The organism is Bernardetia sp. Wsw4-3y2, from assembly GCF_037126295.1.
Taxonomy (GTDB): domain Bacteria; phylum Bacteroidota; class Bacteroidia; order Cytophagales; family Bernardetiaceae; genus Bernardetia.
Map to the genome: position 1 here is coordinate 3,708,423 of NZ_CP147017.1, position 23,661 is coordinate 3,732,083.

The 23,661-nt window shown below is 31.2% G+C and carries 29 protein-coding genes; 26 read left to right on the forward strand and 3 right to left on the reverse strand.

Features of this window, described 5'->3' with window-relative positions:
* Positions 1-96: 96 nt before the first annotated feature.
* Genes V9L05_RS15190 through V9L05_RS15200 form a run of 3 tightly spaced genes read right to left on the reverse strand, consistent with a single transcriptional unit; the run spans position 97 to position 5,091 of the window.
* Complete coding sequence (locus V9L05_RS15190; protein WP_338812709.1) at positions 97-912, reverse strand: hypothetical protein; 816 nt, start codon at positions 910-912, stop codon at positions 97-99.
* Entirely contained in the window at positions 912-3,776 is a 2,865-nt protein-coding gene (locus V9L05_RS15195) for an ATP-dependent DNA helicase (RefSeq protein ID WP_338812711.1), read from the reverse strand. Before V9L05_RS15195 ends, V9L05_RS15190 begins: the two co-directional genes overlap by 1 nt.
* 1 nt (position 3,777) lies before the next feature.
* Entirely contained in the window at positions 3,778-5,091 is a 1,314-nt protein-coding gene (locus tag V9L05_RS15200; protein ID WP_338812712.1) for a hypothetical protein, read from the reverse strand.
* A gap of 258 nt (positions 5,092-5,349) precedes the next feature.
* On the opposite strand from V9L05_RS15200, the gene V9L05_RS15205 reads away from it, so the two are divergent.
* The 26 genes from V9L05_RS15205 to V9L05_RS15330 all read left to right on the forward strand — a co-directional run bounded on the left by V9L05_RS15205 (position 5,350) and on the right by V9L05_RS15330 (position 23,652).
* On the forward strand, positions 5,350-5,850 hold the full coding sequence (locus tag V9L05_RS15205; RefSeq protein WP_338812713.1) for a hypothetical protein: 501 nt from the start codon (positions 5,350-5,352) through the stop codon (positions 5,848-5,850).
* Positions 5,851-5,919: 69 nt separating this feature from the next.
* Positions 5,920-7,158, forward strand: a complete 1,239-nt coding sequence (locus tag V9L05_RS15210) for a S49 family peptidase (protein ID WP_338812714.1) — start codon at positions 5,920-5,922, stop codon at positions 7,156-7,158.
* Between the two features lie 63 nt (positions 7,159-7,221).
* Positions 7,222-8,187, forward strand: coding sequence for a hypothetical protein (locus tag V9L05_RS15215; RefSeq protein ID WP_338812715.1), 966 nt, complete (start codon positions 7,222-7,224; stop codon positions 8,185-8,187).
* A gap of 59 nt (positions 8,188-8,246) precedes the next feature.
* A complete protein-coding gene (locus V9L05_RS15220; protein WP_338812716.1) occupies positions 8,247-8,576 on the forward strand; it encodes a hypothetical protein in 330 nt (109 codons plus the stop codon).
* A 68-nt stretch (positions 8,577-8,644) separates the two neighbouring features.
* Positions 8,645-9,178: a hypothetical protein gene (locus V9L05_RS15225; protein ID WP_338812717.1), complete on the forward strand. Its 534-nt coding sequence runs from the start codon at positions 8,645-8,647 to the stop codon at positions 9,176-9,178.
* A gap of 33 nt (positions 9,179-9,211) precedes the next feature.
* Positions 9,212-9,469 (forward strand): hypothetical protein, encoded by a 258-nt coding sequence (locus tag V9L05_RS15230; RefSeq protein WP_338812718.1) that lies wholly within the window; start codon positions 9,212-9,214, stop codon positions 9,467-9,469.
* Positions 9,469-10,095 carry a hypothetical protein gene (locus V9L05_RS15235; protein ID WP_338812719.1) on the forward strand — a complete coding sequence of 209 codons (627 nt, stop codon included), beginning with the start codon at positions 9,469-9,471 and terminating at the stop codon, positions 10,093-10,095. Before V9L05_RS15230 ends, V9L05_RS15235 begins: the two co-directional genes overlap by 1 nt.
* Positions 10,085-10,645 (forward strand): hypothetical protein, encoded by a 561-nt coding sequence (locus V9L05_RS15240; RefSeq protein ID WP_338812720.1) that lies wholly within the window; start codon positions 10,085-10,087, stop codon positions 10,643-10,645. Before V9L05_RS15235 ends, V9L05_RS15240 begins: the two co-directional genes overlap by 11 nt.
* 6 nt (positions 10,646-10,651) lie before the next feature.
* Positions 10,652-10,927: a hypothetical protein gene (locus V9L05_RS15245; protein WP_338812721.1), complete on the forward strand. Its 276-nt coding sequence runs from the start codon at positions 10,652-10,654 to the stop codon at positions 10,925-10,927.
* 1 nt (position 10,928) lies between these two features.
* The gene (locus tag V9L05_RS15250; protein ID WP_338812722.1) at positions 10,929-11,492 is read left to right on the forward strand and encodes a hypothetical protein; all 564 of its coding nucleotides are present in this window, start codon (positions 10,929-10,931) and stop codon (positions 11,490-11,492) included.
* Positions 11,485-13,122 carry a hypothetical protein gene (locus V9L05_RS15255; RefSeq protein ID WP_338812723.1) on the forward strand — a complete coding sequence of 546 codons (1,638 nt, stop codon included), beginning with the start codon at positions 11,485-11,487 and terminating at the stop codon, positions 13,120-13,122. The genes V9L05_RS15250 and V9L05_RS15255 overlap by 8 nt, the downstream gene beginning before the upstream one ends.
* Before the next feature lie 570 nt (positions 13,123-13,692).
* Positions 13,693-14,385, forward strand: coding sequence for a hypothetical protein (locus V9L05_RS15260; RefSeq protein ID WP_338812724.1), 693 nt, complete (start codon positions 13,693-13,695; stop codon positions 14,383-14,385).
* 98 nt (positions 14,386-14,483) lie between these two features.
* A complete protein-coding gene (locus V9L05_RS15265; protein WP_338812725.1) occupies positions 14,484-15,479 on the forward strand; it encodes a hypothetical protein in 996 nt (331 codons plus the stop codon).
* Between the two features lie 77 nt (positions 15,480-15,556).
* Entirely contained in the window at positions 15,557-15,973 is a 417-nt protein-coding gene (locus tag V9L05_RS15270) for an ArdC-like ssDNA-binding domain-containing protein (protein WP_338812726.1), read from the forward strand.
* A complete protein-coding gene (locus tag V9L05_RS15275; RefSeq protein ID WP_338812727.1) occupies positions 15,970-16,170 on the forward strand; it encodes a hypothetical protein in 201 nt (66 codons plus the stop codon). The genes V9L05_RS15270 and V9L05_RS15275 overlap by 4 nt, the downstream gene beginning before the upstream one ends.
* Positions 16,171-16,497: 327 nt before the next feature.
* A complete protein-coding gene (locus V9L05_RS15280; RefSeq protein ID WP_338812728.1) occupies positions 16,498-16,827 on the forward strand; it encodes a hypothetical protein in 330 nt (109 codons plus the stop codon).
* Positions 16,824-17,141, forward strand: a complete 318-nt coding sequence (locus tag V9L05_RS15285) for a hypothetical protein (RefSeq protein WP_338812729.1) — start codon at positions 16,824-16,826, stop codon at positions 17,139-17,141. The genes V9L05_RS15280 and V9L05_RS15285 overlap by 4 nt, the downstream gene beginning before the upstream one ends.
* Complete coding sequence (locus tag V9L05_RS15290; protein WP_338812730.1) at positions 17,141-18,505, forward strand: hypothetical protein; 1,365 nt, start codon at positions 17,141-17,143, stop codon at positions 18,503-18,505. The genes V9L05_RS15285 and V9L05_RS15290 overlap by 1 nt, the downstream gene beginning before the upstream one ends.
* A gap of 52 nt (positions 18,506-18,557) precedes the next feature.
* Positions 18,558-19,448, forward strand: coding sequence for an N-acetylmuramoyl-L-alanine amidase (locus tag V9L05_RS15295; protein WP_338812731.1), 891 nt, complete (start codon positions 18,558-18,560; stop codon positions 19,446-19,448).
* Entirely contained in the window at positions 19,445-20,455 is a 1,011-nt protein-coding gene (locus tag V9L05_RS15300; protein ID WP_338812732.1) for a DUF6712 family protein, read from the forward strand. Before V9L05_RS15295 ends, V9L05_RS15300 begins: the two co-directional genes overlap by 4 nt.
* Positions 20,456-20,476: 21 nt before the next feature.
* On the forward strand, positions 20,477-20,689 hold the full coding sequence (locus tag V9L05_RS15305; protein WP_338812733.1) for a hypothetical protein: 213 nt from the start codon (positions 20,477-20,479) through the stop codon (positions 20,687-20,689).
* Between the two features lie 98 nt (positions 20,690-20,787).
* The gene (locus V9L05_RS15310; protein WP_338812734.1) at positions 20,788-20,988 is read left to right on the forward strand and encodes a hypothetical protein; all 201 of its coding nucleotides are present in this window, start codon (positions 20,788-20,790) and stop codon (positions 20,986-20,988) included.
* 131 nt (positions 20,989-21,119) lie between these two features.
* Positions 21,120-21,494 (forward strand): hypothetical protein, encoded by a 375-nt coding sequence (locus V9L05_RS15315; protein WP_338812735.1) that lies wholly within the window; start codon positions 21,120-21,122, stop codon positions 21,492-21,494.
* Positions 21,495-21,496: 2 nt separating this feature from the next.
* Positions 21,497-22,291 (forward strand): hypothetical protein, encoded by a 795-nt coding sequence (locus tag V9L05_RS15320; protein ID WP_338812736.1) that lies wholly within the window; start codon positions 21,497-21,499, stop codon positions 22,289-22,291.
* A complete protein-coding gene (locus V9L05_RS15325; RefSeq protein WP_338812737.1) occupies positions 22,292-22,810 on the forward strand; it encodes a hypothetical protein in 519 nt (172 codons plus the stop codon).
* Positions 22,801-23,652: a hypothetical protein gene (locus V9L05_RS15330; RefSeq protein WP_338812738.1), complete on the forward strand. Its 852-nt coding sequence runs from the start codon at positions 22,801-22,803 to the stop codon at positions 23,650-23,652. Before V9L05_RS15325 ends, V9L05_RS15330 begins: the two co-directional genes overlap by 10 nt.
* Positions 23,653-23,661 lie beyond the last annotated feature (9 nt).

A 23,661-nucleotide genomic window follows, 5' to 3' on the forward strand; every position in this document is an offset into this window, starting at 1 on the left:
TTTACTTACAAGAAAAGAGGTTATCTAAAAAATGTTTTTTAGATAACCTCTTTTCTAGACCAACTCTTTTAATACAAAAAAACGATAGTATAAATCTCAAAATAATAGTTTAAAAAGTGATTTAATAAATGAAAAAATACTACTAAAAGAAATTAAGCCGTATATAGAAGCTCCTCCTGCTATAAATGTAAAGACAGGGTGGGTTACAAAGTCTTCAAAGCGTGCGTAATAATTCTTGTTTGGTATAACTAATTTTTTGTCTTTTAATCTATTAAGAGCTATGCTCATAAACTTTACCTTTAAGTCTACTGAGTCAGCTACAGTAGTAAAGTTTTTCTTTTCAAACTCTATTGATTCTTCACGTAGCCCAAGATATTTGTTACAATCTATATTTTTAGAGTTTTCTAACATCAAAGATTTTAGAGTATCTGGTCCTTCTGCGAAATTTTCTCCATAACTTCCCTCGATAATCTTACTAAGATTTTTGCAATTATTAACTGGAATTTCACAATACTCACTAAGATTCTCAAATAATTTTTCATACCTATGTTTAATTGCTTCAAAGCCAAAAGACATATCTTTCATATCCCAATGAATCCAATAACAGGCTTTGTTTCTTTTTACAAAATTATTGTATTGAGTTAAAACACGTAATTCAAGATCCATATAAGAATCTTGTATTTGATCTTTAGTAATTCCTGCTTTGTTAGCTTCAAGATGAATCGCAAATTGCTTATATATCTGTTCATCTAATGACTGTATAACAATAGTAGTGATTATTGGTGAGATATCTCCATATTCATCATCGTATGTATTACTGTATGAGTAGTGAATACATAATACTTGACTATGCTCCCTAGTTATTTGGTTAAGGGTCTCAAAAGATATTTTTCTATTTTTCCAAACTCCCATTATCTTCTAGGTTTTATATTATATTTAACTCTATGATTACATAATCTAATTTGAAAACAGTTTTCATCACATATCCTCTTTTCATCTGTTTTAGAAAAACTTTCAGTCCTTATGTTAGCTACAGCATCTTTTATTTTTTGCTCTATTTCTTCAAGATCCACTTCGTTGATTTGTTCAGGGGATTTTAATTTATTACCTCTAACACCAATTACATATGTCATTATATAGTCTGCTATTTGTCCTGTCAACTCTCTATGTCCTAAAGCGTATAATTTTAATTGGTCTTTTGTAATAGGTGAGTCAGCATCTGCTTCATCACTTTTAAACTCAACGATAGTTGTTTCATAATCACCTGAATCTTTTATTTTTTTTATTAAATCAATTCTTCCGACAACAAGAATATTCTTATTGATTTTATATTGTATCTCTTGCTCTACGAATTCGATATATTTAAAGTCCATCTTATTTTTATCATGATATTTTTTAACACTGTCTTCAACTTTATCATGTAGTATCTCCAATTTTTCTGATTTTGGGTTTAAATATGGAAAGTGAGTTTGTCTTTTAATTAACTCTGATAATTCATTTTGGCTTAGAATTTCTCCTTTTTTTGCTTCTTTATGGATTTCCATTAGACAGTTATGAAAAGACCGTCCTACTCCCATTCTTTGGTTTAGTGGATAACAAAAACCAAATACAGAAACTAGTTTAAAGCGATAAGGACATTGGAAAATATCTTTTAAACTTGAGAAATCAATAGAAATATTTTGCGTTTTTTCCTTTGGCTTTTGTCGTATTTTATCAGCATATGAAAAGTCGTGCCTTATGTTAGTTGTCATGATAGAGTGAGAATTTAATTTTGCTTCGTGGAGCTCTGTGACAAATTGTGATTCTTTTTTATAAAGTCTATTACTTAAATCAGGAGCTTGTGTTAGTAATAAGTATTTTTGACTTCTTGTTAAGGCTACATATAGTAAACGTCTTTCATCCTCTCTTTTTTTATCTCCTTCGTAACGTGATTGCTCACTAACCAAATCTCTATCTAAAAAGTGCCATACACTTAGTCCACCAGGTTTTTTTGAGGGTAGGTAATTCTGATTTAAGCCTGGTAATATAACACAAGGAAATTCTAATCCTTTTGATTGATGAATTGTCATGATTTGAACAGCATTTGGAGTTCTATAAGGGTTGTTTAACCACCCTTCTGGATAGTAGTCTTTTGCGACATAAGTAATAAAACTTAAAAAACTAAAGAGATGAAAGGAGGGCTTTGTACTGTTAAAGTTAATACTTTCAAAATCATTTATTACTTGACTAAATTTTCCAAGATTAAAAAATATTATTTCTGCTCTTTCTTTTGTTTTAAGTTCCAAATCTGATGTATCACTATTTACAAAGTTTTCTTCATATATTTCAGCATCATTTAAGAAACTCCAAAAAATATCCTGTAATGAATACTCCCAATTATTTCTAACTTTTTCAAGATTTGGTTTTCTTTGAGACAAATTAGTTATTGCATTCTCAATTTTAGAGGATGAAGTTTTAATGTTAGGAATCTGCAACCATTTCTTTTTAAGTTCAATTGGAGTAATGTCATCATATAAAAATTTAAAAATTGACAATGCTGCATTGACTTCTTCTGTATCAAATAATTGATTTACTCCAGCAGTAATATATGGAATATTATGTTGCTCAAGTGCTTCTACTATAGAGTTTGCCTTATTCCATGTTCTAAGTAGGATTGCAATATCCGAGTACGTAATTCCTCTAGGTTCTTCATTACGCTCTACAAAACTAACCCCTAATATATCATTAATATATTTTGCTATTCCCTCGTTTTCTTTTTCTACATCTTGATATCTGTTATAAAGGATATCCTTATTTCTGTTAAAATCTTGAGATTTATATGATTCCATTTTTTTATTAGGAATTCTCTCCACATTGTTAGATATCAATGTTTCTGCTAATTTAGTTACCCCTTCAGAGCTGCGATAGTTAAGTGAAAGAGGTATGGTTTTGACATCTTCAACATTAAACTGTTTTTCAAATTCTATAATATATTTATTATTACTACCTCGCCATTGATAAATATTTTGGTCATCATCACCAACTACAATTAATTTGCAGTTACTTATTTCTTGAAGCCTGTTTATTAATTTTTGTTGAATAGGATTAACATCTTGATACTCATCTACAATTAAATATTTTAAGTTTTGTCTAATATAATTTGTAAGGTTGGTATCATTTCTAAGGCTTTCTAATGCCTTCTCCATAATCATTGCAAAATCGAAGTATTTTTTTTCATTTAAAGTTGTTTCATAATCTTTTTTTGCGGCTAAAATATTATTAGGAAATTTGACTCCAGTCTTAACTTCTGACTCTCTTACTATATCCATTATTCTTATGAATAGAGAAGTGTCTACAAACCTACGCAAACAAGCTGATGGATTAGTAAGCTTTGTGACCTTTTTCATTCCAATGGAATCATAATACTTATCAACAAATAATTTTAATTTAATATCATCTAAGACAGAATAACTTTGATACTTATATTCATTTTCATGTAATGACTTTAAACACCAACCATGTATTGTTCCTGTATACATATTAGCCATACCTCTAAGTTTTCCTACATTGTTTAGTATTTTATTCTTTAGTTCTCCTGCAGCCTTTTCAGTATATGTAAATGCAATAATATTTTCAGGCTGAATATCAAATCCATTGTCAGAATCAAGCAAATAAGCTACTTTACCTGCTACTGTTGTTGTTTTTCCTGAACCAGCACAAGCAATTATTCTTAAATGTTTATCATTTGTAGTGATAGCTTCTTGTTGGTTTTTTGAAAAGTCATTCAAATCAATCATTCTATTGTGTTTTTTTATAGATTAATATCTTTTCCTTATTCATCATACTTGAAAAATTATTACGACGAGGCATTCTCTTGCTCATAATTTCTCTTTCTAAATCTGTAAATAAATCAATTTTTTTGAATTTAAAAAGTTCATTAAGAATTAAATCATTTCGGACTATCTTTTTATTAACATTTCTGTTTCCAATAGTCCAAACTAAAAAAGAGTTTTTTCGCATTTTTAGTAGTATATTATCAATACTTTTATCTAGGTCATATACAAAACGAGATACTTTTTTAGTTTTTTCTCTTTCTTCGTTCTTAAACTGACTTATAAAGTCCTTTAAAGTGTTGGATTTACAGAAAATTTGTTCTTCAATTTCTTTAGTATTTATTTTTGACTTTCCTCCTAAACTTTTTGAGTCTATTTCTTGTATAGTCCTAAGATAGTCTATTGTAATATTATTATCAATATCTTCTGAAGGAATCCATTGTAAAGGTAGATATGAAAACTGACCATAGGTAACTGTTGTATGATTATCACCATATGGTGGAGATGTAACAAGTAAGTTAAATGTTTTTTTTGTATTAATACCTAAGTTAGTATCTCCCCAAATAATGTCTATATTTTTACTATATTTACCTTTTTGAAGATATCCATTTTCATTTATGACATGTATATATTTAGTAAGACTTTCTATACTATTATGTGAGACTTTTATAAAAGTTTTTATTGGAGATACAAATCTTTGATTAATTTCTTCTATTGAACGTATATGCATTTTAAATGTAGATGTTCTATCATTACTTGTAAGTCTTATAGTTTCAGCAATAACTACCCAAAAAAATTTCCTAATCTTCAAAGAAGCCTCTTTATTAACAGCTCTATATATTTTTGATAATTCAACTTGAGAGTTTTTAGTAAACCACTTATCAATATTGAAGAAATCAATTTCAATAGAGTTTAAATTATCATTTTTAATAGTATCAATTAATCGTTTTTGTGCATCAATAAGCTCTTCAATAGAATAATAACTGGTTTTGACTTGACTAATTAGAATTGATAATGGATTAATATCTTGCCCACACACATTCATTCCATATTTCATTCCTGTAACGAGAGTATTAGAAGCTCCTACAAAAGGGTCGAGCAAAGAAACATTGTTATTAAGAGCCATCGATAAATATTCTATAATTGGCTCTTGAACAGAAGGTACCATCATTGCTGGATAATTTAAAATACTTCTAGCAAAATCATTCTTTATATGATACTTTCCATTTAATGTATCTGTACTTATTGATAGAATATTTTTTTTTATATCTTGATCCATTCAATTTCGATTTTTAAAATAATATTTATAATTTTAAAAGGCTATTTATTTTTCAAAAATTTCTTAAACTAAAATTATTTAATAAATATTATTTTTTTTATTAAATAATTTACCTCTAAATAATAACATTAGAGGTACTCTTAAATACTTTCTAATTTTGTTAGCAATATAATACTTTTTGCCAACATATTCTAAAATATTCGTATTTTTGTAATACCCCTATCTGCGTTTTTTTATTACTTACTTATTCTTAATAAAATGCAGAAAAAACAAGACTACACTATCAGCGTACCTGTTTATGCGTATGCTAAAAAAATACTCCAAAAACATTTTGGAGACACACTCTCTAAAAATCATCTTCAGTATGATTTTTTTATTGCAGTAGGTAATTTGTCTGCGCCTATATTTCAGGTTTCAAAGACAAAAAATGCAAATATCCCTATCTCTTCTAATAATATTACTCCAATAGATATGTTAGAAGTTCAAACTAAAATACCAGGATATACTATTCATTTGCTTTCTCTATACAGAAAAGAAGATATTGCTCATTCTTTGGCTACAATACTAAACAAACAAGCCAAAGAAATACTACGAGCTGTAGTAGAATTTAATTTCAAAAACTATCCTACAAAAACAAAAGCCTGTCAAGAGATTTTTAAGTATTTTCAAATCGAAGAAGACGAACTGTCTTTGAGAAATTATCTAGATGATTTCTACAAAACAAAATACCGAGAAAATTCAAAAATCTCAAAAACCTAATTTACGGGGGGTTTTTTAGGTTGCTACACTAATCTATTTTTGGGAAACTGAAATATTCAATTTCCCAAAATGAACAAGCAGCAACTCGCCTATCGTAATCTTTTTAATGCACTTTCTAATGGAGCTTTTGCAATTGAGCAAACAGCAGCTAGAAAGTATTACCCTTTTGTAAAATCTTTTTTAGAAGGTAATCATCAAGCGTTTCAAAACTTTTATGATGATGACGAAGACTATAATACTTCTGGAGCATACGAAGAAGAAAGCGTAACAGCAGTAGTTCACATTTCAGGTGTGATAATGAAAAATGATGGTTGGTGTTCGCTTGGCACACAATCAATCGCTAAAAAAATAAAAGCACTAGAAGCTGATGACAAAGTAAATTCAATTTTTCTGAAAATTGATTCACCTGGTGGAATGGTCGACGGCACTCAAGCCCTTCACGAAACTTTAAAAAACTGTACAAAGCCCACATTGGCATTCGTCGATGATGGGCTTTGTGCGTCTGCTGCTTATGAAATTGCTGCTGGTTGTGATGAGATTTGGGCATCGAAAAATACTGATAGAGTAGGCTCAATCGGTACAATGATAACTATCTACAATCTAGAAAAGATGTACGAAAATGAAGGTGTCAAAATCCACGACATCTACGCAACAAAAAGCACAGACAAAAACAAAATGTATAAGGAAGCAAGCGAAGGAAACTATAAAAAAATAGTATCTAAAATGCTTGATCCAATGAATGAAGAATTTATCAATGCTATTAAATCTCAACGCCCTAACATTTCAGAAAAAGCATTAACAGGAGAAATATTTATGGCAAGTGAAGCCATCAAAATAGGTTTAATTGACCAAATAGGAAGCTATGAAGATGCAATAAATCATCTATCCAGTAAAGTAAAATCATTAAAATCATCATCAAATCAACCTCAAAATAATATGAATCTTTGGCAAAAACTATTTCCGAATGCAAAAACGGAACAAGAAGCTCAAAAACAATTTGAAGCTGAAATACAATCTAGTCAAATGTACACTTCTCTACTTGCAGAAAAAGACAAGTACAAAGCAGAAAGCACAGCACAGCAAGCCAAAATTACGCAGCTTGAAACCCAAGTTTCAACACTTACAGCGCAAAACGAAGCTCTTGCAAAAGAGAATGCAGGTTACAGCGAAATTGCAGGAGCTGCACACACAAAGCCTGTTCAGAAAGAAATTGAGCGAACTCCTGATTTGCAAACAGAGCCTACTAGCGATGACATTATGCAAAATTCACCTTATACGAAGTATGCTCAGGAAAAGCTAGGGGAATAGTCAAAAGCTCTTCAGTAAAAAAACAAAATTATACACCGAATTTACATTTACTAATATAAAAATATGGCAGCAGCTACAATAAGTTTGGCAGCAATTAAAGCCGAGTTTGGCGCATATTATTTGGGAAACTCCGAAAATATGAAACGCCTTCATACCTTAGCTTACTTTCAAAGTAAAACAGACAAACTTTTTTCATATAAAACGACAGAAGCTACTGTTTATCAGACTACTTTGTCGAAGTACATGGGTAAACGTTTGCAAACATTTCAAAAAACGTGGACACCTCATCCAACAACTATTGAATTTATTCCTCATACAATTCCTTTAGGACACTTAAAATTTGATTTGGATGTCTTTCCAGATGACCTTGAAAAATCTTGGCTAGACTTCTTAAAAGGAAAGGATTTGAAGCCTATCAATTATCCATTTATTAGGTGGTTAGTTGAAGATCATATTTTGGCAGGATGGGAAGAAGAGTGGGAACTAGAAGCTGTCTATAAAGGAGTATTCGCTGCTCCTACTCCTGGCACGCCAAATCAACCCAACGAAGTTGTGAACGGTATCAGAAAAGTAATTAACGATCATATTACTTCTGGACGAATTACTCCTTTTGCCTTGGGTGCTATTCCTGCCTCAAATGCAGATTTTGTTAAGTATATGATTCAGTTTGCAGATATGCTTCCTTCAAAGTATCGTAACAATCCTTTTACTGTACAGATGTCAGACGAAAATTCACTTCGCTATATGCGTGGAATGGATGATTTGAATCTTTATTATAACAAAGAATCAAACCTTGCAAAGATTCCAAAGACAAATATCACAGTCGTAGGACTTGAATCAATGTCAGGGGATGACAAGATTTGGATGTCTTTTAAAGAGAATATGCTTTTGCTTGAAAAAGATATTAAGAAGAAAGATCCACAACTTGAAACGGCTAAAAGAGAGGTTTCAGTTCTTTTCGATTATTGGAAAGCACCTGGTTTTGAAGTACCTGAACTGGTATTTACAAACGATTTAGAACTTGTATAGTCTAGCTATACAAGTATCTTTTTTATTCATTTTATCATTCAATTTATTTTCAAAACATCATGGCAGAAGAAAAAGACAAAAAAGTCGAACGAGTCGACAAAATCGCAGAATTAGAAGCAAAACTAAAAGAAGCTCAAGAACAGAACGCTGCAATTTTAGAGCGTAACGAAGACTTGAAAAGACGTGAAAAATTAGCCTTAGAATCCACAATTACTAAAAAGGTAATTGTAGAAATTGAAGAACAAAAATATGAAGTTCTTGCAGGCTGTATGATTGGAGGTCTCAAAGACAAACGAGAGCTAACAAAAGAAGAACTAGGGGAATTAGAGAATCTAAAAGTTGTCCAAGAACTCATCAAAAAAGGTTCTGGTCTTATTCGTCCTATTTAGAAAGTTCTTTTCTAGTAAAATACACGACATTATTTATATAATTAAGTACTTATAAAAAAACATCAATTATGTCATTAGGACTTGTAGACGTAACAAAAACAACACTAGGGGATGATTCTAAAAAAGGTATATCTGTTGAGCTTTTGTATGCTCATAGAGAAGAAATAGAATCAATTCCAGATAGAGATGGTGTAACTGCTGAAGGATTGGCTACTATATCAGGTGATATAGTGTTCAAAACAGGGGGTAGATTTTACAAACTCTATTCTACACGAGAAAAAGGAGAGATTAGATACTCTATGGAAGGTGAAGATGATTCTAAATCAATTACATCAATGCTTGAAATTTATGTACCTGGTCAATCAGCACAAATTTTAGGTTGGATAGATGCCAATAAAAATCAAGACTTTGTTTTCCTTGTTCGTGAAACGTGTGGAAACTGGAGACTGATGGGAGACTCTTGTTGGCCCTGCAAAATGGATACAGCAGAAGGAACAACAGGAAAGACAAGAAGTGATGCAAAAGGCAATACTATTGTATTTTCAAGTGAAGGGATGGCACCAGTTTATACAGGCGTAAGACAAGAAACTCCTCAAGCATAATTTTATTTACTCCTAATTAATTCAAAAGCGATTATGAAAAATAGAATTGAAAATGGTGTCCTTATTATTGCTGGAAAGTTCAAAACTGTAAATTTAAAGATTACAGAAGAAGCCCCTGCAAGAATGGGATTTGGTCGGAGAGATAATTTTGATTTGAAAAGAATTTCTGTTGAAAAAGCCGAACAGCTCGTTAAAGATGGCTTTAAGTTTTTAGAGCGCATCGAAACATCAAAAGCAGAATTACAATCTCTAACAGAAGAACAAAAAAATCCTTCAAAACCGAAGAAGTAATGAAAAATGAAATTACACAAATCCTTGAAAAATTTAATTTTATAGAGGGTTTGTGTATTTATCGTAAAGCTGGAGGGAGTGAGTTTTGGGCGCAAGAGCTTGAAAATGAGACGAACAAAGAGTATGCAGACAGAAAGCTAAAAGAACTTTTGCAGCGTATTTTGGATAGTTTCGCAGAAGTCGCACCTGAAGAACAAAAAGTTTTTTTTGTGAAACCTAAAAAAATTGAGGATTACAGAAAACGAGTTCAAGATTGTTATGATTTACTTCGTACTTCACATGCACGAATAAAAGTTTCGGAAAGTGTGAAGGAAAGAAAAGTACTAGCTTTTACTATTCTTTCGACGGTAAAGCAGATAAACGAGTATATGAATATTATTCGTTTTTGGGAGCGCACAGGGCGTTTAGTAGAAAATGAAGCTGAAATAATTGATTTAACTCCTAAGAAAAAGGGTTTTAAAGAAAAGCCTTTACCTACTACTCAAATTGATTTGTATAAAGAGAAAAAGAACTTAGAAAGTTATTTATCTCCACAACGTATTAAGGAGCGTAATACTAAACTTGAAAAGGTAGCTTATTGGAAACAACGATTAGAAAGAGTAAAACAAAAACTAGATGCTTTTTAATTTAGATGAAATACAGGTAGGTAAACAAGATAAGAGTAAAGGATTTGGACAAAAAAGCCATGTTGTTTCTAGTCTTGAAATTGGGATGCAAAAAAGTGAGTTAGAAAATGCTATTTCGCACATTCAAAAAAATCAGTCTCTTGCTTTTGCAACGAGGGGAGCTTGGTCGGCGCATCACTTGCTAGAATATCTCGTAAGGCAGATAGGGAGTTGTGAGTGTATTCTAGCAAGTTGGGCATTTTCAGAGCAGGCTGCAAAGACTGTTCAAGCACTCAAAGAGCAGGGTTTAATTACAAATCTTACTTGTTTTTTGGATAATCGCATCAAAGAATATACAAAAGCAAAAAGTATTTTAGAACGCACAGGAGAACTCATTTTTATTACATCTCACTCTAAGATGATATTGCTTAAGAATGAGAAATGGACTATTTCAGTTGTAATGTCTGCTAATTTTTCTAAGAATCGGACTTTGGAAACAGGGATGATTTTAACTGATTCAAAGACTCATGAATTTTTTAAAAATGTTTTAAACTCATCAATACAAGAATGACAGAAAATGACTGAAGAAGAATTAAAAACAGTTGAAGACTTTGCAGAATTGCATTTTTCAATTGAACAGATTGCCATTTTTTTAGGAAAAGAAGTTTCAGAATTGAAGCTCCTTTTTAGAAAAAAAGGAAATAATTTTTACAATTCTGTAATGAGGGGAAGGCTAAAAAGTGAGTTTGCATTACGGAAAACGGTACTCCAAGATGCAAAAAATGGAAGCAGTCCTGCACAGGCTCAATTCCTAAGCATCATAAAAAATACACGTTTGGAAGACTTAAAATAATATGGAATTTACTGAAAAAGCAATAGGGTATTTACAGGGTAAAGAAGGCTATATATTGACGGATACTGAAAAAGTAAAATTAGATAGGTGTAAGCAAATAGCGAAATGGATTGTAGATTTTGATGAAGATGAAGCAATTCAAATGGCTATAACTGATTTTAAACTTTCTGATAAGCAAGTAAAAAGATATTATCAAGAAGCCGTCATAATCTATGGAGATGATACAAAACTTACTAGAGATTTTCTTCTCAAAATAGCAATTAAGGATATACGAAAAACGACAAGATTAGCCGAAAAAGCAAGTGATTTAAAGGTAATGGCTCAATCAAATAAAAACTTGTTGTCCCTAATTAAAGATTTTTATGGTGATACAGAGACACCTGATTTTAGTGATATACAACTTCCAACAGTAATTGTACAGTATAATCCATCTCTTTTTGGATTTGAAAAATTAGATAGAGAGAGTATAGAAAAAGAGTTAGAAATACTTACACGTCCAAAACGCAAAAAGGAAATGTATCAAGATGTAGAAATTATAGACGAAAAACGTAAAGAAAATGAGTAACAACCCTAGTAAACAAATACATTATAATGAGCCTCAGTTACGTACTCGTTTGGTTGCTGCACAGGAAACATATTGTATTTGGGCAAGAGGAACGGGTAAGAGTACAGGAGCTTTAGCTCCTTTTTCTTTGCGAAATATTTTAACAATGCCAAAAAGCAATGGCATTTTGTTAGGAGCTACGTATGAACAAATTTTACTTAGAACCTTAGCTCCTCTAAAGGCTGGTTGGGAAATGGAAGGTTTCAAAGAAAATGTACATTTCTTTATAAGAAAATTTGCACCTAAAAAATGGAAATGGGATAAAGCGTACATAACACCTGATAAACCTGATTATTATATTCATTTTTTTAATGGCTCTGGAATATATTTAGTCAGTTTGGATCGCTCGGGTTCTTCAAATGGTTTATCTGTCGACTGGATTATGGGAGATGAAGCAAAGCTATTAAAAAAAGACAGACTAGATGAAGAAGTAAACCCAACCCTTCGTGGAAACCATCTTTATTTTGGAAAATTATATAACCATCGCTCTAAGATGTTTACCACAGATATGCCTAAAAATCCTTCTGGACAATGGATTTTAGATAAAGAACAGCTCGTTGATAGAGAGCATATCGATAGTATAATGAAAGTCGCTATATACTTAGAGGACTTAAAATATAAGTTGCTTACCGAAAAGCAGCCTACAATAATAAAAAGAATACAAAAAGAGATAAAAAAAATAGAAATTCATCTCAATGAAGCTAGAAAAGGAAGTGTATATGTCGATTATGCAAATGCTATTGACAATATAGATGTACTAAGTTTAGGTTATATTAAAGACCAAAAACGTGATTTATCTGATTTAGACTTTCGGACAAGTATTCTAAATATGCGTATTACGCAAGCTGATACGAAATTTTATGTGAATTTTGATGATGAATACCATACTTATACAGCTCCAAATTACTCTTATATAGATGGACTTTATTTAGATTATCGTAATATAGAAAAAGACTGTCGTTGGGATTCTGAATTGGATAAAAATAAAGAATTAGATATTGCATTAGATTATAATGCAGGTATCAATTCTCTTGTATGTGGTCAAGAGGAGAACCCTAGCTTGTATAGAATACTATCTTCTTTCTTTGTAAAGTACCCTGAACAACTAAAGCATGTAGTTCAGAAATGGTGTGATTACTACAAGTATCACAAAGAAAAAAAAGTAAACTACTACTATGACCACACTGCTGTAGGAAGAAGCCCTATAAATGATTTAGATTTTAAGGATGTAGTTATTGGAACTCTTGAAGACAACGGTTGGGTAGTAGAGCCTATTGATGTAGGACAGGCTAGTTCACATGCCTCAAGACATATCTTCTTTACTACTTTGTTTAAAGAAGATAATCCTTTACTACCTCGTGTTACGATACACTCCATCAATGCAGAATCTTATATAGAATCTTTAAACAATGCAGGAACAATAACAGAAAAAGGAGAAACAAAGAAAGACAAACGTCCAGAAAAAAATAAAAATATACCACAAGAGAAAGCAACTCACCTTTCTGATGCTGGTGATTGTTTGTTGTACTCTAAATTCGCTCATCGTTTGAGAGATAGTATAGGAAGTTTCGATGCTCCAGTCGGTACATAAATCCAAAAATCAAAATAAGGAATGCGCCTATAAAATTGGTTCGTCTGCCTAAGCAAAAAAGGTAGGCGCATCTTAGTATGGGCGCATTTCTATTTTATGTATTTTATTCTCTTATATCTTGTCAAAGTTGTTCGAACGATACACATAAAAACAAACCAAACAAACAAGCCACTAAAGACCATTATTTCAAAATAATTAAATCATATATCGGTAATTTTTGCTTTTGGCAACTGCCAAACTCCACAGCGTGTGTCGGGGTGTTTTGTGTGTGCAAGTTTGCTTTTTTTTTATTTTATACATAGAAAATGCAGCAGAACGCACAGAAACCCACAAAACAAGTATTTTAACGTGTCTATGTTGAAATTTAAATACATAAAACAATAAAAAAGTAATAAAATAAATGAATTATTTGTGTATATTAATAGGTTTTTAACTTAAAAAGTTGTATCTTAGTAGTATAGAAAGAGAGGTAGTAAAAAGCCTTATTTCTATTTTATATAAATCTTGTAAACGGCAATTTATAAGTATTTACCAATTAATTATTTTTTAATAAAACTAAATATCACAACCATGTTAAATTCAAAAAACGCTACAGTAGCGGCTAAAAAGAACGCCTCAAAATCAACTACTAAAAAGCCTTTTATCTCTGAAAAAGAAGACACTTTAAAAACTCTAAAATTAGAATCTGTCAAAGATGGAGATATGATTTATGAGGTTTTGGCAGCCGAAAAAGAACTCGAAGAAACAAAAGCACAGCTTGAAAATGTTGAACTTGAAAACGCCACTCTTCGAGCAAACGCAAAACACGCAGACCAAGACATCAAAAAGGAATTAGAAGCGACAAAAGCAGAAGCTGAAAAATTAAAACTTGAAATCTTAGAAATTAAGACTTTGAAGGAGGAAAACGAGAAAATCAAAAAACAGGCAGCTGAACAAAAGAAAAATGCTGAACTTCTCAAAACCGAGCTACAAAAAGCACAAAAACCCACACACGCAACAGCCGAAGAAAAATTAAATCGCTTAAAAAAAGCTAATGATATTAGTATAATGTTAGAAAGAAGAAAACAACTTTTTAACGAATTTCAAAAAGCAACTACAGGGGATGAACAAGAGCAATTCAAAATTATATTTGTTTCCTCAAATGGTTCTAAATTTGAATTGGCTAAAAATGAAATAGTTAGCAAACTTACAGATATAACTCATAATTATATGCAAAATACTATTTCAGAAACAGAACAAGAACTTTTATCTTACCAAATTTAAAACTAGTGTTATCAATTTGACAACACTTTGCAAAAGCCTTGTAAACGGCAATTTACAAGGCTTTTAAATAAAATTTCAATCAAAACTAAATATCACAGATGAGAACATACACAATAAATGCCGACAGCAAGGCAGTTTTGAATTTTGATAAATCTGATTATACTAATTTATCAAGAGAGGAAAAGCAGGAAATAAAAAAATACTTCCTTTTTTCGAGATGGTCAAAAGCTTGGGTTTCAAAAGGCAAGTATATAAATTATTCAGTGCAAGAAGTTATTAAAAAATTCAATTTTGAGTTTAAAGGCAAAGAAGAAGTAAGGACTTTTGAAGAGAGTTTAGAGAAAAAAATCGAACGAGCTGAAAACAGAGTCGAACGTTTTGAGCAATATGCAAAAAATGCAACTAAAAGAGCTGAAATTTTGCAAAGCGATTTTAATAAATATAGAAAAGATTGGTCATGGCTTACACAACCGTACATGAATACTTCAGGAGGACGAAGTTTTCGCAATCACAAAGAAGGAGTCATGCGAAGGTATGATAAAGGATTTGAAGAATACAAAAAAAGTGATTATTTCTTAGATAGAGCAGCAACAAGTCAAGAAACAGCACAACAAAATCAATACTTAGACCCTATTTATATACAAAGACAACTAATAAAAGTAGATAAAGAAATTAAAGATTTAGAGAAGTATCTACCGAAGGCATCCGAAACTATAAATAAAATAGAAGAAGAAGAGCAAAAAGAAAAAAAATTGCTTAGACTAGAATTTTTCTTTGATTCCCTAAAACGCAAAAACCAAGAAAAGGCTTTTTTATTAGTTAAACTGAATGAATTAATTGAAAATGGTGTCAAAGTCTTTGATAAAAAAACATTGAAAAATGCTTTCTATATAAAAAGTCGAGGAGTTTGGAGAAAAGTAAAAAGCGTAAATCAAAAAACCGTTACATATTTAAGTTATGGGAAATACTACGCAAAAGTACCAATCTTAGAAATTACTGATGCTGTTTACAAAGGTGATGTTTTTAAAATAGAAACACATCATTTGCAAGATGCTTTTATAATTACCAGAATGGAAACCCCTCCAATATTTTAACAAAAAAACCCTTGTCAGTCGGCAAACTTTCAAGGGTTATATATTCAATTTAATTTTGCAATCAAACTAAATATCACATGACAAATATACAAGAAAAAACCGAAGTTCAAAACGAACATGCTGAAGAATACGGCACTACACGAAAGGAAAAATATTTTTTTCTCTCTAGTCTTTGCAGAGATTTAGAATTTGCTATAGAAATGGACTATCAAACAGCAAAATATTTCGAAGATTGTGAGAAAATGAACGATATCCTTAAAAAATACTACTCAAAAAAATACGGAGTAGAAAAATTTAATACTTTCAAAGGCTGGAAAGAAGAGGGTTTTAAAGTGAAAAAAGGTTCAAAAGGCTTTTTGTTTTGGTCAAAACCAAAGAAAAAAGAGAAGGTACAGGAAGAGCAAGAACAAAAAGAAGACACAAAAAACGAAAAAGCAAAATATTATCTTTCTTATTTGTTTTCCAATCTACAAGTCGAACCTATTGAATTATGAAAAAGCAAATTTTAGTAACTTTTGAGTTTGATATAAAAAAACCTTCTCAATTTTTAAGCGAAATTTTAGAAGATTTTGCACTAACTCAAATAACAGAGCAAAAATTAAATAATTTTTTTAAAGGCTCATTTATTTATTACTCTGACACATGCGAAGAGCAAGAAATAAAAGGTAAGTGGGAATTAAAATATATTTAATCAACATCATTTTTTAAAATTTTTTCTACTCTCAAAAGTCATTTTTGGGGGTAGATTTTGTGCGTTTGGGCGAGGGCATACTCAAAATCCTTGAAAACCCCTAAAAAAAGGAAGCGTTGCAACCAGTTTTTAGGGGTTTTCAAGGATTTTGACGGCAAAAAAAGAAACTGTCAAAAAAACATTCGCTTGGGGCGAAGCCTTTTTGACAGTTTCTTTTTTTTAGGTTAGAGCAATTTTTATTCAAAAATCTCAAAAACCTAAATTACGGGGGGTTTTTTACGCTAAAAAATATAAGTTCCTTCGTGAATAAATAAACTGAAATTTAAAATGATTAACGAAGTTACTGAGAAAACTATTGGTGCTTTTCTTCATCAAATTAGTAGTGATTTAGGAGTTGTAAAAAGTCAAGTTTCAACTTCTGAAGAATACTACAAAGAAATTAAAGCAGAATTAAAAATCGTAAATACGCTCAATGTAGAAATTTATGGAGCTAAAGATGATGGAGATGGTGGACTAAAAACTAGGGTAAAAATACTAGAATCTGTTGTAAAAGGATTAAGCGATAAAAATCAACAACTCGTAGGCATAAATAAATTTATTGGTTTTTTAGCAATGGTTCTTGGCATTATTTCAATAGCAGTATCAATTTTAAAATGATTTCATTATCAAAAGTCTTAGAAGAAATTGAAACGGTTGATCCAGTTACAAAAGAAGGTAGAACTTTTTCTTGTACCGTAATTACGTGCGATTTAGAAAGGGATAAAGGAGGTGAATTTCTTACTCTACATAACGTTAGACTTCATAAAATTTCAAGGCAAAAATCAAAAAAAACAAAAAGTAAAGAATCAATATCAACTCCTCCAAACGAAAAAGAAAATGCTACTCGCAACCTTCTGCTTCCAAACGGACAAACTCGCAAAATTCATATCCATTTAATTATAAAATTTAACGGTCAAGAAGTCGTAATTTAATGTCAAAATCTAACTACATAGCGAATCCAGATGCAAGCGTTTTACACTCAGATGGAAGTGATTTTATTTTCTATGCAAAAACGACTTCTTCTCCAATGCCTACGAATCCAATCGAAAGAAGGCAAGATGAAAACTATTCAAAATCTGAAGTTGCTTATTGGGGACAGAACAACGACTTTCCTGATACGCTAAATAAAGAAATTGAAGGGAGTAGTATTATTCCTTCTACATTAGATTTTAAAGCTAGAATGCTCAACGGAATAGGTATTGAATATGGCTATCGGGAAATTATTGATAGAGAAGAGGTATTTACACCTATTATAGACTCAGAAATTCAAAAATTTCTTTGGAAATCAAATGTAAATCGCTATACCCTCAAAGCAGCTGATGATTTATATAAGTTTAATAATGTATTTCCTGAATTTGTACTTAGTGTAGATAAGAAAAAAGTAATCTCAATTTTAGCGCAGGAAGCCAACTTCTGTAGATGGGAAAAACAAGATAGAAAAGGCTTTATCAAGAATTGTTTTATAAAAACAAATTGGAAAGATAAACCTTCAGACATTTCAGGTGCGATAACAGTTCCTGTTATTGATATTTATACACACAACACAGAAGAAATAAGACAAGGGAAATCACACAAATATATTTTTCCTTTATCAATTCCTACAGGTAAAATATATTACCAAACAGCACCCTGGTATTCAATCATAAAAAGTGGTTGGTTAGATGTTGCAAAAGCAATTCCTGCATTCAAAAAAGCCCTTATGAAAAATCAAATTACAGCCAAGTACTTAATTAAAGTACCTGAGTACTATTGGAAATGGCGTTATCCAAAGAATAAAGATTCTAAAGGTTGGGATTCTTTCAGTAATGACGATAAGATAAAACTTAAAAAAGAAGCCTTAGAACAATTTGAAAATTTTCTGTCAGGAAATGAAAACGCAGGAAAATCAATCATGGTTGATTTTAAGTTTGATGAGGCTACAAAAAAAGAATATCCATCTTGGGAGATTGTACCCATCGATAATAAGTTAAAGGATGGTACTTATATAGAGGATTCACAAGAAGCATCTAGTCACATTTTATATGCTTTACAAACCCCTGCACAACTATTAGGCAACGCACCAGGCAAATCTGGACAAGGCTCTGGTTCAGGCTCTGACGTGCGTGAACTAGCAAACTTCTACCTTATTCTTAATCATCCTTACGAAAAACTAATATTAGAACCCCTACAATTTATTTCGGAATACAATGGCTGGAATGCAAAGTATGGACAAGTATTAGAGTTTCGTTTTAAAAAGGCTTTCCTTCAAACGAAGGATGAAGTTGCTCCAAAAAAACGAGAAACTATAGCAGAGTAAAAAACAAATTCAATTATTTTTTTAGTAAACTGAGCGCAAAATTTTTAATTATATGATTTGGAGAATTATAAAACCGTTATTGGTTTTTCTGAAAATTTGGAAAGAAAAAAAAGAAGAAATCATAGATGATGAAATAATCATAAATATTCCTATTACTGTTGATACAGATAAATATGAGGACAAAGAGCCTATTGAAGTTTTGACTGAAGAAATTGAAAAGGAGCAATGCGAAAAAGTAGACATAAAAGATAATCTTAACAAAAAAAATCTTGTTATTTTCAGAATTGGACACGGACTTGACACTATTGGAAAAGAAACTCCTAAGTTAGATGATGGTACGATAGTAAAAGAGTATCAACTTAACAAATGGATTGTTGAAAAAGCAATACCAATGGTAGAAGATTTAGGTTATGAATCTGTCATAGCCAATCCATACGATTATGAAGGAATAGACGAAATTAAAGCTTTAAATGTAGTAATTGGACATATAAACCGAATTACTCTTGAAGCTCAAGCAAAAGGAAAAAAAGTAATTTGTATAGATGTTCATTGTAATGCTCATCAGCCAAATCCAAAGAAAATAGAGTTTACAAATGCGAGTGGTACTGTTAGCTTTTTTTGGAAAAGAATAGTAACAGACAAAAATGGCGAGCAAAAAATTCAATATAGTAAGGAAGGTGAAAAACTGGCTATTGCTATACATAAGGAAATGGTAGAGGTCACAGGTTTGCCAGATAGAGCTTGGAGTTTTGACAGAAGTAAAGCTGTAGGTTGGAATTACATGGTTTTGAGAAAGACACTTTGCCCATCTGTAACCGTTGAATGTGCATTTATGACTAATCGTAAAGATTTAGGATTCCTAATGAGTTCAGGAGGAAAAAGATTATGTGCTAAAGCTATTACGACTGGAATTAATAACTATTTTATTGCTCAAAATAAATGAAACTACTTTTCAAAAATATAGAAGAAGTACAAGAATACATTTCTGTAAATATAAGCTGCGACTTTCTAAATATAAAAGAATCGTTGCGAGTAGTTACAAGAAAACATCTATTTCGTGCAATTTCTAAAAAACAATACAAGGACCTAATCAAAAAATTAGAAGCTGAAAAACTTAAAGAGCTAGATATAGAACTTTTAGACCATTGCAAAAGAATTGTAGCTAATTTTGCATTTGCTCACAAACTGCCAGAACTTCAAGTACAAATCTCAGATGCAGGTATTCATATCGTTTCAACAGAAAACAAAAAAACAGCTTTCCCTTGGCAAATTCAGAACCTACAAAGGCATTATACTAAAAATGCTTACGATGCCATAGAGGAATGTTTGGAATTTCTAACCGAAAACTTTAAAAATTTTCCTATTTGGCATCAATCAGAAGCATTTACAGAAGCAACCGAGTGTTTAATAAATAATGCAAAAACATTCAATGAATATGTTTTTATCCACGAAAACAGGCTTTTATTTACCGAATTAAAGCCACATTTGAAACGTATTCAAAGAACTCGCATTTTTACACAATGCGAAAAGTTATTTGAAAAAATTCTTCTTCAAACTCAAAAAAATGACGTTTCTGAAAAAAATATAGAAGTTTTAGAGAAAGCAAGAACAGCTCTAGCAAAACTTACTATGTCTGAGTTCATGAAAGTCAAAACGATTATCATAGATGAAGATGGGATTACGACGACAGCAACAAACAATACACAAACCATCAACGGCAAGATCGCATCAGAACCAAATATTTATGCACAAGCTCGTATGAGCTACGAGGAACAAGGAGATTTAGAACTTCAAGAACTTGTATATTATCTAAAAGAAAATCGAAGAAGTTTTGTTGAAGTTGAAGAGCAATATCCTGAAGAACCAAAAAAAATAGAGTGTTGCGAAAAATGCCACAGACACAAAACAGTTTGTGATTGTCAGAAAGATAGAAAAATTCTTTTTTTATAACCAATTACCAAATTTACCATTATGGACACTACACACTTTGCAAAATATGAACAAGGAACAGGAGATGACAAAATAAGTGTCAATGTTACTTTCGATTTAGAAAACAAAGACTACAAAATCAAAGATTTGGAAGGTCTTGATTTGAGAATCGAAAATTATGAACAAACAAAATTCACAAATCTAATTACACTGCTTACAGCAATAAAAGCAGATGGAGATACAAAATTTGCTTAGAATCATCGAAAAAAGCCTTTTAAAGTTAATTTGAAAGGCTTTTTTAGGTATATTTACTTTATGTAAATTAAACAAAAAATGGATAACGAAATACAAATATGAGTTATAAAATAGAAATCTCTCCACATTTACCATTTGAAAAATTTATTAGTTTTTGTGATATACAAACTAAAAGAGAGTTTAGAGAATACACAGGAGAAATAGTAAACTGCTTAAAAATAGGCAATAAGATTCTATTAAGCCAAGAGTTGTACGAAAAATTCAAAAAAGAATACAAAGATAAACCTTTCAAAATCTAATTTGAAAGGCTTTTTTATTCTCAAAAAATCTCAAAAAACTAATTTACGGGGGGTTTTTTTAGGTACAAGATATAAGGAAATTGAGCTTTCAATTAACAGAACTGTTTTTATTAATCTCAATTTTATATAAAATGAACAACCAAGTTGAAAATATAGACGACTTAAAAAATGTCGTGTCTTTTACTATTGATGCTGCTGAATCTGCTGAACGTGTCTTGGAAGACAAAAAAGTAGAAACACAAGAGACTTTTTCTGAAACAATGATTTTAGTAGGAAAACTCTCAAAACTCAAAAATGTGAAAGCTGCTGCACAGCAAACTAAGCACCTCAAAAATCCACTTAAACGTCAAGAGCTTATTGAGTTTGTCAAAAAAGACTTAGATCTCAAAAATGACAAAGTAGAGAGTTTAGTTGAAAAATCTTTAGAATTAATCAAAAAAGCAAGTGATGTAGTAGAAGAAGCTATTGAACTTGCTGTCTTGTACAAAGAAATTAGAGAAAACTAAAGTTGAACAAACTACAATTACATAGCGACAAAAGAAGTTTACAAAAGCTCATTCCTGCAAAATGGGATGAGCTTTTTTCCTTAAAACAAGCACTTGTATTAATCAAATTGCTTCGTTTTCAAGACTGTATTTCTTTGCGTTTTAGAGTAGTGAAAGAGCTTTTTAATCTGAAATTTTATAAACCATCTGACTACAAATTTTTGGCTTATCTAAAACAATTGCAAAAAAAAGATTTGTGGAAAATTATTGCTCTTACTGAATTTCTCTTCAAAAAGGAAGATTTGCCTACAAAATTATTTTTGACAAAAATAAATAATAGAGTTTGTAAAAATTTTGATGAATCTCAATTTTGGCAATGGGCGACAGCAGATAGTAATTTTCTTCTTTTACAAAAAACAACCGAAGAAAAATATTTGAATAAAATGCTTGCTTGTTTTTATCTAAAGCCTCAAAAAGAAAAGGGCAAAATTATTTTCAAGTTTGATGCAGGAGAAATAGAAAAAGAAAGTAAGTGTTTTGAAAAGCTAACTTTTGAGAAAAAGCAGCTATTTCTACTTTGGTACATGGGTAATCGTGAAAGACTTGTGAAAATGTACTCTTCTGTTTTTTCAGGAGGCAAAGGAGCAGGAAACAAACAAGATTTTGGTTGGGCAGGAATTTTAGATGATTTGTCTTCTGACATTACAAAAATGGAGGAAGTAGCAGAAATAGAATTACATACTGTTCTTTTTTCTCTAAATAAAAAAATTATTCGTAACGAAGAATTGGAAAGAGAATATGAAAAAAACAATACGTAAATGGTAGAAGAATACATAAATTATTTTGAGTGGATTGCAAGAAATCTAAAAGCTATTTCTCATAATCCTGAAGAAAAACGAACTCGTTTTGTTACGGGCAACATCGACGAACTTTTGGGAGGACTTCGCTCAAAATTAGACACAAAAGAGCCTTGTTTAATTCTCTATAATTTTGAAGCAGGTTTTGAAGAAGCTCCTGATGAAGCAAAAACTCTGAATATGCAAGCAGGATTTGCAGTAATTCAGAATGTGAAAGAAAATGATTTTAGAGAGCAAGACCGAAAAAGTGATGCGCTTTTTGAAATTTGTGCAGACATTCTTTCAAAAATCTTATACGATAGAGAAATGCATGACACAGGCGAATTATGTCCTGCTTTTATTTCAGACTTTGACCTTAATACTGTAAAAGCCCCCTACATAGGGCGTTTGGGTGATAATGCTTATGGTTGGTTTGTAGAATTTGATATAAAAAGTGATGCAAATAGTTTATTAAAATATAATCCTTCGAAATGGACTTAATTACTAGATACGATAGAGCAGAAGACAACAAAGGAGGTTTTTGTCAAATACGCATTCTAAAAAGAAGCAATTTTGAGATTAACCAGGTCCTTTATGCTCGTTATCGTGGAGAAGGAACTATTAATATTTCTGCAAATGATACTCTAGAAAATGTATTCCCTATTTGTTATCATACGCCCTTATTAGGCGATTATGAGCAACCGACAAATTCAAATGAGTTTGGCTCTTATTACACTCAAAATTTTCAATTTTCCGTTCCCAAGGACAGACCAAATATTCTAAAAGAAATTACACAACTTCAAGACGAGCCAGTAGCCATTTTAGTAAAAAATGGAAATGAAGCTTGGAAAGCAATTGGTACAGAAGAAGATTGGGCGAGTTTTTCGGTGTCACAAAAAACAGGTGGAAAGCCTGCTGATCCAAATGTGTACATTATCGAAATAAATTGTGTAAGTCGCTATTTATCACCCTTTTTAGAGTTTGAAAAACGAGAAGAAGAAATTATAGTTCCTTCTGGATGTTTTGACGGTGGAGAAGGTTTTTCTCACAACAGAACATATCCGATTGGAAGACGAAAATCATATAGTTTTGGACGTTTTAATAGAATTGGGCAATACAAACTATCCTATTCTTTAGACTTGGCAACTAGAATAATAATAAGGTATAATTCAAATTCTCAAATAATAGATGATAGAATTGTACAGCCGTCAGATGATAATTTTTACACATTTACTACAAACGGAGATTATTTTACAGTAATAGTAGAGAAAATGAATGGACGTAGGGATACGAAACCTACTAATGATGTAGGTGTACACCCTCCTTGTATTCCAGAAGTGTAATTTAAAAAA